This is a genomic window from Pseudomonas sp. 8Z (assembly GCF_902506535.1).
Taxonomy (GTDB): domain Bacteria; phylum Pseudomonadota; class Gammaproteobacteria; order Pseudomonadales; family Pseudomonadaceae; genus Aquipseudomonas.
The window spans coordinates 65,482-78,113 of the sequence record NZ_LR733824.1; the positions used below are offsets into that span (position 1 = coordinate 65,482).

11 protein-coding genes are annotated in these 12,632 nt (G+C 62.0%); 4 read left to right on the top strand and 7 right to left on the bottom strand.

Annotated features, from left to right (window positions below):
• Positions 1–85 precede the first annotated feature (85 nt).
• Positions 86–1,627 (top strand): phosphoenolpyruvate carboxykinase, encoded by a 1,542-nt coding sequence (locus tag AERO9A_RS00330; protein ID WP_159969934.1) that lies wholly within the window; start codon positions 86–88, stop codon positions 1,625–1,627.
• A 242-nt stretch (positions 1,628–1,869) separates the two neighbouring features.
• Positions 1,870–3,792, top strand: a complete 1,923-nt coding sequence (locus AERO9A_RS00335; protein ID WP_159969935.1) for an ATP-dependent DNA helicase RecQ — start codon at positions 1,870–1,872, stop codon at positions 3,790–3,792.
• Positions 3,793–3,858: 66 nt separating this feature from the next.
• Here the strand turns inward: AERO9A_RS00335 and AERO9A_RS00340 are convergent, their stop codons facing one another.
• Genes AERO9A_RS00340 through AERO9A_RS00355 form a run of 4 tightly spaced genes read right to left on the bottom strand, consistent with a single transcriptional unit; the run spans position 3,859 to position 7,297 of the window.
• Entirely contained in the window at positions 3,859–4,458 is a 600-nt protein-coding gene (locus tag AERO9A_RS00340) for an ABC-type transport auxiliary lipoprotein family protein (RefSeq protein ID WP_159969936.1), read from the bottom strand.
• Entirely contained in the window at positions 4,455–5,372 is a 918-nt protein-coding gene (locus tag AERO9A_RS00345) for an MlaD family protein (protein ID WP_159969937.1), read from the bottom strand. Before AERO9A_RS00345 ends, AERO9A_RS00340 begins: the two co-directional genes overlap by 4 nt.
• Positions 5,373–6,158: an ABC transporter ATP-binding protein gene (locus tag AERO9A_RS00350; RefSeq protein WP_159969938.1), complete on the bottom strand. Its 786-nt coding sequence runs from the start codon at positions 6,156–6,158 to the stop codon at positions 5,373–5,375.
• Positions 6,155–7,297 carry an ABC transporter permease gene (locus AERO9A_RS00355; protein WP_159969939.1) on the bottom strand — a complete coding sequence of 381 codons (1,143 nt, stop codon included), beginning with the start codon at positions 7,295–7,297 and terminating at the stop codon, positions 6,155–6,157. The genes AERO9A_RS00350 and AERO9A_RS00355 overlap by 4 nt, the downstream gene beginning before the upstream one ends.
• Before the next feature lie 249 nt (positions 7,298–7,546).
• Here AERO9A_RS00355 and AERO9A_RS00360 point away from each other — a divergent pair, with 249 nt between their 5' ends.
• A complete protein-coding gene (locus AERO9A_RS00360) occupies positions 7,547–7,714 on the top strand; it encodes a hypothetical protein (protein WP_178111077.1) in 168 nt (55 codons plus the stop codon).
• 228 nt (positions 7,715–7,942) lie between these two features.
• Positions 7,943–8,863 (top strand): aldo/keto reductase, encoded by a 921-nt coding sequence (locus tag AERO9A_RS00365; protein WP_159969940.1) that lies wholly within the window; start codon positions 7,943–7,945, stop codon positions 8,861–8,863.
• A 79-nt stretch (positions 8,864–8,942) separates the two neighbouring features.
• Here the strand turns inward: AERO9A_RS00365 and AERO9A_RS00370 are convergent, their stop codons facing one another.
• The 3 genes from AERO9A_RS00370 to fdhD form a co-directional block, all read right to left on the bottom strand.
• A complete protein-coding gene (locus AERO9A_RS00370) occupies positions 8,943–9,380 on the bottom strand; it encodes a YMGG-like glycine zipper-containing protein (protein WP_159969941.1) in 438 nt (145 codons plus the stop codon).
• 77 nt (positions 9,381–9,457) lie between these two features.
• Complete coding sequence (locus AERO9A_RS00375) at positions 9,458–11,788, bottom strand: FdhF/YdeP family oxidoreductase (RefSeq protein ID WP_159969942.1); 2,331 nt, start codon at positions 11,786–11,788, stop codon at positions 9,458–9,460.
• Positions 11,785–12,600 (bottom strand): formate dehydrogenase accessory sulfurtransferase FdhD, encoded by an 816-nt coding sequence (gene fdhD, locus AERO9A_RS00380; RefSeq protein WP_159969943.1) that lies wholly within the window; start codon positions 12,598–12,600, stop codon positions 11,785–11,787. The genes AERO9A_RS00375 and fdhD overlap by 4 nt, the downstream gene beginning before the upstream one ends.
• Positions 12,601–12,632: the final 32 nt, after the last annotated feature.

Sequence of the window (12,632 nt, forward strand, 5' to 3'; positions counted from 1 at the left end):
CCCGCGACTTTTTACCGTGTAGTGCAGTTGCCCCTGTTACTACACAACGTTCGGAAAACTCGGCCAGCGGCCGACGGGGATCCTCATGACGCAAGCCAACAACGCCGTGTACACCGACATCAGCGCAGCGCAACTGGTCGAAGAAGCCATCCGCCGTGGTGAAGGGGAACTGGCCGCCAACGGCGCGCTGGTCGTCCGCACGGGCCATCGCACGGGCCGCTCGCCGGCTGATCGTTTCATCGTTCAGGAGCCGAGCACCGAGGCGCAAATCGCCTGGGGTAACATCAACCGTCCGTTCCCGGCCGACAAGTTCGATGCCCTGTGGGATCGTGTCGAGGCCTTCAATGCCGCTCAGGAACACTTCGTCTCCCACGTTCACGTAGGCTCTGCTGAAGAGCACTACCTGGCGGTCAAGATGACCACTGCCACCGCTTGGCAGAACCTGTTCGGTCGTCAGTTGTTCATCAATCCCGAGACCTACAACCCGTCCGCCAAGGCCGAGTGGCAGATTCTCAACGTCGCCAACTTTGAGTGCGTGCCTGAGCGTGACGGCACCAACTCCGACGGCTGCGTGATCATCAACTTCGCGGCCAAAAAAGTGCTGATCGCCGGCATGCGTTACGCCGGTGAAATGAAGAAAGCCATGTTCTCCGTGCAGAACTTCCTGCTGCCGGAAAAAGACGTGCTGCCGATGCACTGCGCCGCCAACATCGGCGAAGAAGGTGATGTGACCCTGTTCTTCGGCCTGTCCGGCACCGGCAAGACCACCCTGTCCGCCGACGAGTCGCGTTACCTGATCGGTGACGACGAGCACGGCTGGGGCGAAGGCGTGGTGTTCAACGTCGAAGGCGGTTGCTATGCCAAGTGCATCGACCTGTCCGAGAAGAACGAGCCGGTGATCTGGAAAGCCATCCAGTTCGGCACCGTGCTGGAAAACGTCGTGCTCGACGAAGAGCGCGTACCGAACTACGCCGACGACAGCCTGACCCAGAACAGCCGCGCGGCCTACCCGCTGGAGTACGTCGAGAAGCGCAGCGAGAAGAATCTGGGCGGCGAGCCGAACGCCGTGATCTTCCTGACCTGCGACCTGACCGGCGTACTGCCGCCGGTGTCGATCCTCAACAACGAGCAGGCAGCCTACCACTTCCTGTCCGGCTACACCGCGCTGGTCGGTTCCACCGAAATGGGCTCGGGCGGCGGCATCAAGTCGACCTTCTCCACCTGCTTCGGCGCACCGTTCTTCCCGCGTCCGGCTGGCGTCTACGCCGAGCTGCTGATCAAGCGTATCAACGCCTTCGGCTCCAAGGTCTATCTGGTCAACACCGGCTGGACTGGCGGTGGCTATGGCGTCGGCAAACGCTTCAACATCCCCACCACCCGTGGCGTGATCGCTGCCATCCAGAGCGGTGCGCTGATCGGTGCCGAAACAGAGCACCTGCCGATCATCAACCTGGACGTGCCGAAGGCCGTGCCGGGCGTCGAGACCAACCTGCTCAACCCGCGCAACACCTGGGCTGACAAGAACGCCTACGACGAAGCCGCCAAGGGCCTGGCCAAGCTGTTCATCGACAACTTCACCAAGTTCGATGTCAGCGACGCCATCAAGAGCGCCGGCCCGCAGCTCTAAGCGCTGGGCAGAGCAAAAGAAACCGCCTTCGGGCGGTTTCTTTTTTGGGCGACAGGTTTCAGGCCGCAGGTTAGAACAGCAGCCGTAGGGCGGGTGAAACCCGCCGTGGCCAGAAATGGCGGGTTTCACCCGCCCTGCAATCTTCGCTAGGCTTGTGGCTCTTCAACGGAAAGCCGTAGGGCGGGCGCAATCCGCCATGGCCTTACGCTCTGACCTTCAAGCGGTCAAAGGAGTGACAGCGCGTGTCCACCCTCAAACGTGTTTTCGGTTTCGATAAGCTGCGTCCTGGCCAGGAAGCCGTGATCAGCGCCGTGCTCGCTGGTCGCTCGGCGGCGGCGATCTTTCCCACCGGTTCGGGCAAGTCGCTGTGCTATCAGTTACCGGCCCTGCATTTGCCGCACCTGACCCTGGTGATCTCGCCGCTGCTGGCGCTGATGCAGGATCAGTTGGCGTTTCTGCATGCCCACGGCATCGCGGCAGCCAGCATCGACTCGGCGCAGAGTCGCGAGCAGACGATGGACGTAATGAACCGCGCGCGTAGCGGCGAGCTGAAGATCCTGATGATCTCGGTGGAGCGCCTGAAGAACGAGCGCTTCCGTAACTTCATCGCCCAGGTGCCGATTTCCCTGCTGGTGGTCGATGAGGCGCACTGCATCTCCGAGTGGGGCCACAACTTCCGCCCGGATTACCTCAAGCTGCCTGACTATCAGCGCCAGTTCGGCATCAAGCAGGTGCTGTTGCTGACCGCTACGGCAACGCCCAAGGTGATCGCCGACATGCGCGAGAAATTCGCCATCGCCGAGGCGGACGTGGTCACCACTGGCTTTTACCGGCCCAACCTCAACTTACTGGTCGAGCCGGTGCCTGGCGGTGCCAAGCAGCAGCGCCTGCAGCAATGGCTGGCACCGCGTCGCGGCCAGGCGAGCATCGTCTACGTCACCCAGCAGAAGACTGCCGAGCAGGTGGCCGAGCGTCTGCAGGGGCAGGGCTTGGCGGTCAGCGCTTATCACGCGGGTATGGCGCACGAGGTACGCGAGTCGATTCAGCGTCGCTTCATGGCCGGCGAGCTGGAATGCATCGTCGCCACCATCGCCTTCGGCATGGGCATCGACAAGCGCGACATCCGCAACGTGGTGCACTTCGATCTACCCAAGTCGGTGGAGAACTACAGCCAGGAGATCGGCCGCGCCGGGCGTGACGGCCAGGCTTCCGATTGCCTGGTGTTGGCCAGCCGCGACGGCCTCAGCGTACTGGAGAACTTCGTCTACGGTGATACGCCCGAGCTTTCCGGCATTCGCGCGGTGCTCGACGACCTGCGTGCGGTCGGCACGGGCGGGCAGTGGGAGCTGATGCTCAATCAGCTATCGGATCTGAGTAATATCCGTGCGCTGCCGCTCAAGACCTTGCTGGTGCAGCTAGAACTACGTGGCATCATCGCGCCGCGTTACGCGTATTTCGCCGAGTATCGCTTCAAGCTCTTGCTGGAAGACGACGTGCTGCTGGCGCAGTTCGAGGGCGAGCGGCGCCAGTTCGTCGAGGCCATCCTGGCCTGCTCGAAACGGGCGCGTACCTGGTCGACCTTGGATTTCGACGCCTTGTATCAGCAGTACGGCGCCGAGCGCGCGCGGGTGGTCAAGGCGCTGGATTACTTTCAGGAAAAGGGCTGGCTTGAGCTGGAAAGCAAGCAGATGACCGAGGTGTATGCCGTACTTGATGGCGACTTCGATGTCGATGCCCTGGCCAGTGAGCTGCATACACACTTTCGTGCCCACGAGGCCAGCGAGATCGCTCGTATTCAGGCCATGCTCGGTTTGTTTGAGAGCCGCGAGTGCCTGAGTCGACGCCTGGCGCTGTATTTCGGTGATGAGCAGGCGCCCGAGCGTTGCGGCCATTGTTCGGTCTGTCAGGGCCGCGTTGTCACCCTGCCGCCACCACCGGAACTGCCGCCCTTGAGCGGTCGCGATGCGCAGGCGCTGTGCGCCGCCTTCATCGAGAAGCACCAGCAGCACGCGGGCCACAAACCGAGCCACGAGTGCCTGACGCGTTTTCTCTGTGGTGTGAGCACGCCTTTGCTCAGCAAACTCAAGGCGCGGCAACTGGCCGGTTTCGCCGCGCTGGAGGATTACCCCTACGCTGAGGTGCGCGGCTGGCTGCAGAGCGCTTAGGCGAGATCCTTCAGCCGTGACGCTTTACCGAGGCACCTGTCGCCGCTAAAGCGCTTCCCGCAGCGTCTATCGGCGGCTGCGTTGCCCTTCGCTCAGCGTCCAATCCACCAGCTCACGCGAGAGCTGATCGCTCGCCTGGCCGAACGCGGCCACCACGGCCGCAACCGAGGTATTGCTGGCTGCCTGGCGAGCACTGAAGCGGTGGCTGGCGACGATACGCTGAGCGCGCACGTCCACCAGCCGCACGTTGAGCTGGATCTGTGCTTCGGGGCGGTCGTCGCGGTACTGGCTCTGGAAGCTTCGCAGCTCGCTGACCAGTTCCAGGTCAGCCTGCAGATGTTGCTCCTCGGTGCTCAAGGCCTTGATCCGGCCGTCATCCTGGAAGGCGTCGAGCAGGCGCTGGCGTACGAGCTGTGGCGTGCGCTCGCTCCAGCGGGCGCCCTGGTAGGTGTTGATGCGACCGGGTGCGGGCAGCACGACGATGCGCGTGCCGTCGAACAGCTCACCGCTGCTCGGTGTGCCGATGCGCAGTGACCAGTCGACCGCTTGCGTCTGCGTCGGCAGTGCGGTGGCGGGCAGCAGGTAGATATTCAGCGGCTCGCTTTGCGGCAGGATCGAGCAGGCACTGAGCAGGCCTGCGGCCAGCAGCAGGGAGAGGTGCTTCATGGTTGGAACTCCTTGACGCTGTCGTTGCGCAGCAGGTAACCGGCGGGGTCGCGCTCCAGACGCTGCGAGAAGCTACGCAGTGCGCCGAGGGTGTCGCGCAGTTCGCCAATGGCTGGGCCGAGCTGACCGAGGCTCTGCATGCCGTTGTCCAGGGCCTGATGATTGCTGTCGAGTAACGTCTCCAGCATGCGACTGCTGCGCTCCAGTGAGGCGCTCAGGCGCTCGGTGTTTTCCAGTGTCTGTTTGCCGGAACCCTCAATCAGGCGGTTGGCGCTGCGCAGCAGTTCACCGGCTTCGTGGGTGGCTGCGGCCACTTGCTGCAGGGCGGTGCTCAGTTCCTGGCGCTGTTCGGCGAGGCCTGCGGTTGCCTGCTCCAGGTTGGCCAGGGTGCGGCTGATATGTGCGGTGTTGTCGTCCGAGAGCAAGCGATTGGCCTGCTCCAGCAAGCGGGTAATGCCCACGACCAGATCCTCACCGTTGGACATCAGCCGCGAGAGGGGCGATGGGTCGGCGATGATCACGCCTGGCCTGCCATCCTGGCCTTCCAGTGGCGGGCTTTGTGGGGTGCCACTGTATAGCTGGATCACCGCCAGGCCCGTGATGCTGGTAATGGCCAGGCGTGCGCGGGTGTCGCTTTTGATCGGGCTGGCGCCGCTGACGCGGATGCGGGCGCGGACGATGCTCGGATCCTTGGGGTCGAGACCGAGGGTGATGACATCGCCGATGTTAATACCGCTGTACTGCACGGCGCTGCCTTGCGACAGGCCCGTTACATCCTCATGAAAGACCACTTCGTAGTCGGTAAAGGCCTTGTCGGCGCCGATCTTGCCCAGCCACAGGGCGAACAGCAAGGCGGCGCCGACCGTGACCACGGTGAACAGGCCAATCAGCACGTGATGGGCTCTGGGTTCCATTCAATCGCTCCTGGCCGCGTTGACGGCCTGTGCAGCCGCGCGTCCACGCGGGCCGTGAAAGTACGCCTGAATCCAGGCATCGTCGATAGCTGACACTACCTCCAGGCGATCAGCGATCAGCACCTTCTTCTGCGCCAGTACCGCGACCCGGTCGCAGATGCTGTAGAGCGTATCCAGGTCATGGGTGACCAGAAATACACTCAGACCCAGGCTGTCGCAGAGGGTGCGAATCAATTGATCGAAAGCCGCCGCTCCGATGGGGTCGAGGCCCGCTGTTGGCTCGTCGAGAAACAGGATGTCTGGATCAAGCGCCAGGGCTCGGGCCAGGGCGGCGCGCTTGATCATGCCGCCGGACAGCTCGCTGGGGTATTTATCACCAGCGTTCTGCGGCAAGCCAGCGAGGGCGATCTTGACTTGCGCCAGGCGCTCGGCGCTGGCGCGCGACAGGCCTGCATGCTCGATCAGCGGCAGGGCGATGTTCTCGCTGACGGTCAACGAAGAAAACAATGCGCCGCGCTGGAACAACACGCCGAAGCGTCGTTCGAGCTGCGAGCGCTGCTCGTTGGGCAGGTTCAGCAATTGCTGGCCGAAGACTTGTATGGTGCCCGAGGTGGGTTGGCGCAGGCCGACAATGCTACGCAGCAGCACGGACTTGCCAGTGCCTGAGCCACCGACGACGCCGAGGACCTCGCCACGGAACAGGTCGAGGTTGAGATGCTCGTGCACCGCCTGCGCGCCGAAACGATTGCACAGGTCACGGACTTCGATCAGCGTTTCCTGCGTCACCAGCCCATCTCCATGAAAAACAGGGCGGCCAAGGCGTCGAGCAGGATGACAATGAAGATCGACTGCACCACCGCCGAGGTGGTGTGCTCGCCGACTGACTGCGCGCTGCCGCTGACTTTGAAGCCTTCCTGGCAGCCTATCAGGGCGATCAGGAAAGCAAAGAGCGGTGCTTTGAGCATGCCTACCAGAAAGTGCCGCAACTCGACGCTGTCCTGCAGGATCGACAGGTACATCACCGGTGGAATGTCCAGCGCGAAGGCGCACACCAGGCCGCCGCCGAGCATGCCGCTGAGCATGGCGACGAAGGTGAGCATGGGTAGGGCGATCAGCATGGCCAGCAGGCGTGGCAGCACCAGTAGCTCGATGGGGTTGAGGCCGAGCGTACGGATGGCGTCGATCTCTTCGTTGGCCTTCATCGAGCCGATCTGCGCGGTGAAGGCGCTGGCGGTGCGGCCGGCCATGAGGATGGCGGTGAGTAGCACGCCAAATTCACGCAGGAAGGAGAAGGCGACCAGGTTCACCGTGTAGATGCTGGCGCCGAAGTCGGCGAGGATGGTCGCGCCGAGAAAGGCCACCACGGCGCCGACCAGAAAGGTCAGCAGGGCGACGATGGGCACGGCGTTGAGCCCGCATTGCTCCAGGTTCGCCACCAGTGCGGTGATGCGCCAGCGACGTGGACGTGGCAGGGTGATGAACAGGCTACTCAGGGTCAGCCCGATAAAACCGAGCAGAGCCTTGGTCTGGCCCCAAATTTCTTCCATCTCCACGCCGACATGGCCGAGCACTTCGCGCAGCGCCGAGGGCGTGGTGTGTAGTGGCGGCAGGGATTCGCTGGCGGTGGCATTGGCCACCGCCAAAAGTAGAGCCCGGCGCTCTGCGCTCAGATTTTGCGCCTGCTGGGCAATCTCGCGCAGGCGTTGGCTGCCAAGTAACTCCAGAAGCAGCGCAGCACCCGCCGTATCCAGCGCTGCCAGCGGCTGTAAGTCCATCTGCACGGTGTCGTCCAGATGTTCACGGAGTTGGTTTACCTGCTCTTCCAGGTGTTCATAGTGAGCCAGCGTCCAGTCACCGCCTATCTGCAGTACGGGGTGACTCTGGCTACTGTCGAACGGGCGAATGAAGGGGGCGCTTGCGGTCATGGTGACAGCTTATCTCTGCGCTGGTACTAGCCGCCAGTTCTGCTTGTAATGAACTGCTTTCATCCGCGTGACAGGCGTTTTCTAGGTTTTTATGGGCGCTAGGGTGGGCTGGTATGGCGATTGTCTTACACGCCTTTGTAGAGAGTGGAGGCTATGAGGTGTGGCGCGAGGCCACTATAATCGCGTGAACTGCATCACTAATAAAACAGAGGATGCCAAAGTATCCCCCCTTCTCCCGAGGAAACGGCCATGAAGGAGCAGCGCCATCTACCCGCCCTGCGTGCTCACATCGAGACTTTGCTGAGTAAGGGCTGGATCATTTCCAATCGCAGCCCACTGACCCTGCAGAATGGCCAGCGCTGCTATTTGGTTTCTCACGGTATGCTGATCAGCGATTCTATTTCCCGCGTCGCCTGACTTTTTCTCCTGCCACTGCGCTGTCCCCGCTTTAGCGCAGTGGTGTCTTTTCGTAACTGCATATTGCTCGTTGCGCTCGGATATTTCCTCTAGCTCCCCTGATGACAGGCCTTGAGTCCGATTTCTGCGTGTCATCTCCTTTGCCAGCTTATTCCTGCCTCTTGGTCTGAACGCACTCTGTGCCTATAAGGGACGAATCTCGTCGCGTTGCCAATGAGGAGTCTTGCCATGCCCAGTCGTCGTCAGATCCTCCACGTGGGGGCCAGCCTAGCGGCATTGGCTGCCTTGACACCCTGGTTTCCATCCGCCAGCCCTGCACCTCGCTCGCTGCTCAAGCGGCCAATTCCTGGCAGCGGTGAAATGTTGCCAGTCATTGGCCTAGGTACCTCGCGCACCCATGACGTAGCGTTGAACGATGCTGCTTTAGAGCCGCTACGTGAGGTGTTGCGTGCCTTGACCAATGGCGGTGCAAGTTTGCTGGATACTGCGCCGAGTTATGGCCGTGCCGAAGCGGTATGTGGCGCGTTGGCGGCGCAAAGCGGGCTGCGCCGTAAGCTGTTCCTGGCGAGTAAGGTCTCATCAACCGGACGTGCTGCTGGGCAGCGGCAGGTCGAGGCCAGCTTCGCCGCGCTCAAGACCGACACCATCGATCTGATGCAGGTGCACAACCTGCAGGACACCAGCACCCAGCTCGGCCTTTTACGCGATTTGAAGGCGCAGGGGCGAGTTCGCTATATCGGCGTGACCCATTATCTGGACTCTGCCCATGAGCGGCTATTCGATGTGTTGCGTCAGGAACCTGTGGATTTCGTTCAGTTGAACTATTCAATCGGTGAACGTAATGCCGAGCGTGAGTTGCTGCCTTACTGCATGGATAAGGGCATTGCGGTACTGATCAATCGGCCCTTTCAGCGTGCGGCATTGTTTGATCGGGTACGCGGTAGAAGTCTGCCTGATTGGGCTGCAGTGGAGCTGGGAGTCACGTCCTGGGCGCAACTGATGCTCAAGTTCATCCTCGCCAATCCGGCGGTAACGGCGGTCATTCCGGCCACCTCCAACCCGCGATATATGGCTGACAATCTTCAGGCAGGGCAGGGCAACATGCCTGACGCCGCACAGCGTCAGCGCATTATCGAGTTGTTTGCCTGAGATAGTTGGAGGATCTTGGGACGTTGCAGATAGGTGTGACGCGGGGTGGGGCCGATACGGTGTATCGGCCCGTCACATTTCAGCGACGATGCCAGTGCTTCTTGCCGTGACGATACTTCTTGCCGGGATGGTATTTGCCGCGACGATCATCGTTGTAGCTGGTGTTGCCCATGTAGTTGCCTAGCGCGCCGCCAGCACCGCCGCCGGCTGCCGCGCCGACCACACCGCCGGTACTGCCACCGACCTGTTGGCCGATTACGTTGCCACCTGCTGCGCCTAGTGCGCCGCCGATTGCTGCCTCGGTACGGCTACGGCGATCAGCGCCTACGGCACTACCTGCCGCGCCGCCAACACCAGCACCAATGGCCGCACCGGTATTGCCGCCGACCTGTTGACCAACGACTGCGCCCAACGCGCCGCCCAGTGCGCCACCCAGGCCAGCTTCGGTGTTACCGGCAAAGGCGTAGCCGCCACTGCTGATACCCAGGGATAGAAAGAGAAATTGCAGTGACTTCATAAGAGCCTCGTCAGGGAGCCGCAGATCGGCGTTATGCCATTGACCTGTGCACCCTGATCGAGGTTCCTGGCCTTCCGTCAGCCGGCTGCCAGCACGTTGTTGCCACGCGATGGCAGGATGCGAATGGCCACGAACTTGCTCGTTGGTGTGTGGCTGCCGACGCCAACGCTGTCCAGCGGTACCAGCGGGTTGGTTTCCGGGTAGTAGGCCGCTGCCTGGCCGCTGGGGATATCGAAGGCAAGCAGGGTGAAACCCTCGACCTTGCGCTCAATGCCATCGTCCCACAGCGACAGCATGTCCACCTTTTGTCCTGGGGTTAGACCCAGGCGGTGGATGTCGGCTTCGTTGGCGAAAACCACATGGCGCTGGCCGCTTACGCCGCGGTAGCGGTCGTCGAGGCCATAAATCGTGGTGTTGTACTGATCGTGCGAACGTAGTGTCTGCAGGATCAGATCCGGTTGTTGGCCGCTGCCACGGATGCGTTCATGGATCAGGTTCTGCGGCAACGCATTGGCTTTGAACATGGCGCGTCCGACGCTGGTTTTCCAGGTGCGTGCAGCGGCCGAGTTGCCCAGGTAGAAGCCACCTGGGTGGGCGACGCGCTTATTGAAGTCCTGGAAGCCGGCAATGGTGTCGGCGATCAGATCACGAATGCGGTCGTAGTCGGCGATCAGTGCGTCCCAGTTGACTGGGTAGTTGCCCAGGGTCGCCTTGGCGATACCGGCGACGATGGCGGGTTCCGAGCGCATGTCGCTGCCCGACAGCGGTTCCAACTGGCCAAATGAGGCGTGGATCATGCTGAACGAGTCTTCTACTGTCACCGCTTGTGGGCCGTTGGCCTGACGGTCGATATCGGTACGTCCCAGGCACGGCAGGATCAGCGCGTCTTTACCTACGGTGAGGTGGCTGCGGTTGAGCTTGGTGCTGATCTGTACGGTGAGATTGCAGCTCTGCAACGCCTGATGAGTGCGTGGGCTGTCTGGGGTGGCCTGGGCAAAGTTGCCGCCAAGACCGATAAACACCTTGGCCTGCCCATCAAGCATGGCGTTGATCGCTTCGATCGTGTTGTGACCATCGGCGCGCGGCACGCTGAAGCCAAAGCGCTTCTCGATGGCGTCGAGCAGAGCGGCTGGCGGGCGGTCGTTGATACCCATGGTGCGGTCGCCCTGCACGTTGCTGTGACCACGCACCGGGCACAGGCCTGCGCCTGGGCGACCGATCTGCCCACGTAGCAGTTGCAGGTTGGCGATTTCCTGAATGGTCGCCACCGAGTGGTGATGCTGGGTGATGCCCATGGCCCAGCAGATGATGACGCGCTCTGCGCGGCGATACATGCGTGCGGCCTGTTCGATCTCGTTCAGGGACAGGCCCGATTGCTGCTCGATGTGCGCCCAGTCGGTGGCGTCCACCTCATCCAGATAAGCCTGCAGGCCATCGGTATGCTCGGCGATGAAGGCGTGGTCGAACACTGCGGGTTCGCCCTTGTCCTTGGCTTCACGCTCCCACTGCAGGAGGAATTTGGCGATGCCACGAATGGCGGCCATGTCGCCACCCAGCGCCGGGCGGAAGAAGGCCGTGTTGAGTGGCTCGGAACCGTTGGTGAGCATTTCCAGCGCGTGCTGTGGGTGCTGGAAACGCTCCAGGCCGCGCTCTTTGAGCGGGTTGAAGCAGACCACCTGAGCGCCACGCTTGACCGCCTCGCGCAGCGGATCGAGCATACGCGGATGGTTAGTGCCAGGGTTCTGGCCTAAGACGAAGATGGCGTCGGCATGCTCGAAGTCAGCGAAAGTGACGGTGCCTTTACCGATGCCGACACTTTGAATCAACGCCGTGCCGCTGGCCTCGTGGCACATGTTCGAGCAGTCGGGGAAGTTGTTGGTGCCGAAGGCGCGAACGAATAATTGATAGAGAAACGCCGCCTCATTACTGGCCCGCCCGGAGGTGTAGAACTCGGCCTGGTTGGGGCTTTCGAGCGCCTTGAGGTGTTGTGCGATGAGGGCGAAGGCGTCGTCCCAGGTGACCGGCAGGTAGCGGTCGGTGGCCGCGTCATAGCGCATTGGGTGAGTCAGGCGGCCCTGATACTCAAGCCAGTAGTCGCTTTGTTCGCGCAGTTGGCTGACCGTATGACGAGCGAAAAAGCTCGCATCCACACGGCGCTTGGTGGCTTCCCAGTTGACGGCCTTGGCGCCGTTCTCGCAGAACTTGATGTGGCCATCTTCGGGCGAATCACCCCAGGCGCAACCGGGGCAGTCGAAGCCGCCATTCTGGTTGGTCTTGAGCAAGGCGCGCAGGTTCTTGAACGGCTGTTTGCTGTCCAGCCAGAAGCGGGTGACGCTTTTCAGGGCCCCCCAGCCGGCTGCGGGGCCGTTGTAGGGTTTATAGCGCGGGTCGATGGGTTGTAGGCTCATAGGGATTCTTCAGTGACGGGCGCCGGGCTGTAAACACGCGGCGTACTGTGATGAGGGAGATGGATCAGATTGAGGCGATGGCGACGGGCCCACTCGACAGTCAGGGCGGTGGGGGCTGACAGGCTGACCAGCGTGGCGAGGCCTGCGCGCACGGCTTTATGCAGCAGTTCCAAGCTGCAGCGGCTAGTGACCAGAGCGAAACCAGCGTATGTATCGATCCGTTCGCGGGCAATCGCGCCAATCAGTTTGTCCAGGGCGTTGTGGCGGCCAATATCCTCGCGGCACAGGCGAATCTCGCCCTGGGCATCGATGAATAGTGCGGCGTGCAGCGCACCACTGTGCCGCGCCAATTGCTGTTGCTCGCTAATACGTTCGCGTAGGCCCTGCAGATGCGCCAGAGGCGGCAGGGGGGCGCCAGGCAACGCATTGAGTACGGGGAGCGCCTGTTCCAGTGCATCGACACCACATAGGCCGCAGCCGCTGTTGCCAGCCAGTTGCCGACGCTGCTGCTTGATCGCCCAGAAGCAGCGGCTACTGACTTCCAGCCGTGCTTCGCGGCTGGAGGCAAGGCCGCGCAACTGGATGTCATAGATATCATCGATTGAGGTGACCAGCGCGTTACCTAAGCTGAAACCTACCGCGAAATCTTCCAGATGATGGGGGGAAACCATCATCACGGCCTGATTGAGGTCGTTGTAGCTGATTGCCAGGGCGCATTCCTCGGCCAGTGCGGCGTTCTGCGCACGGCCATCACCGAGTTCGGTGTAGGCATAGGCACTGGCGGTGCCTGGCAGAACGGCTGACTGAGCCATGGAGCAGAGTTTCCTGTGACAGATTGACACAG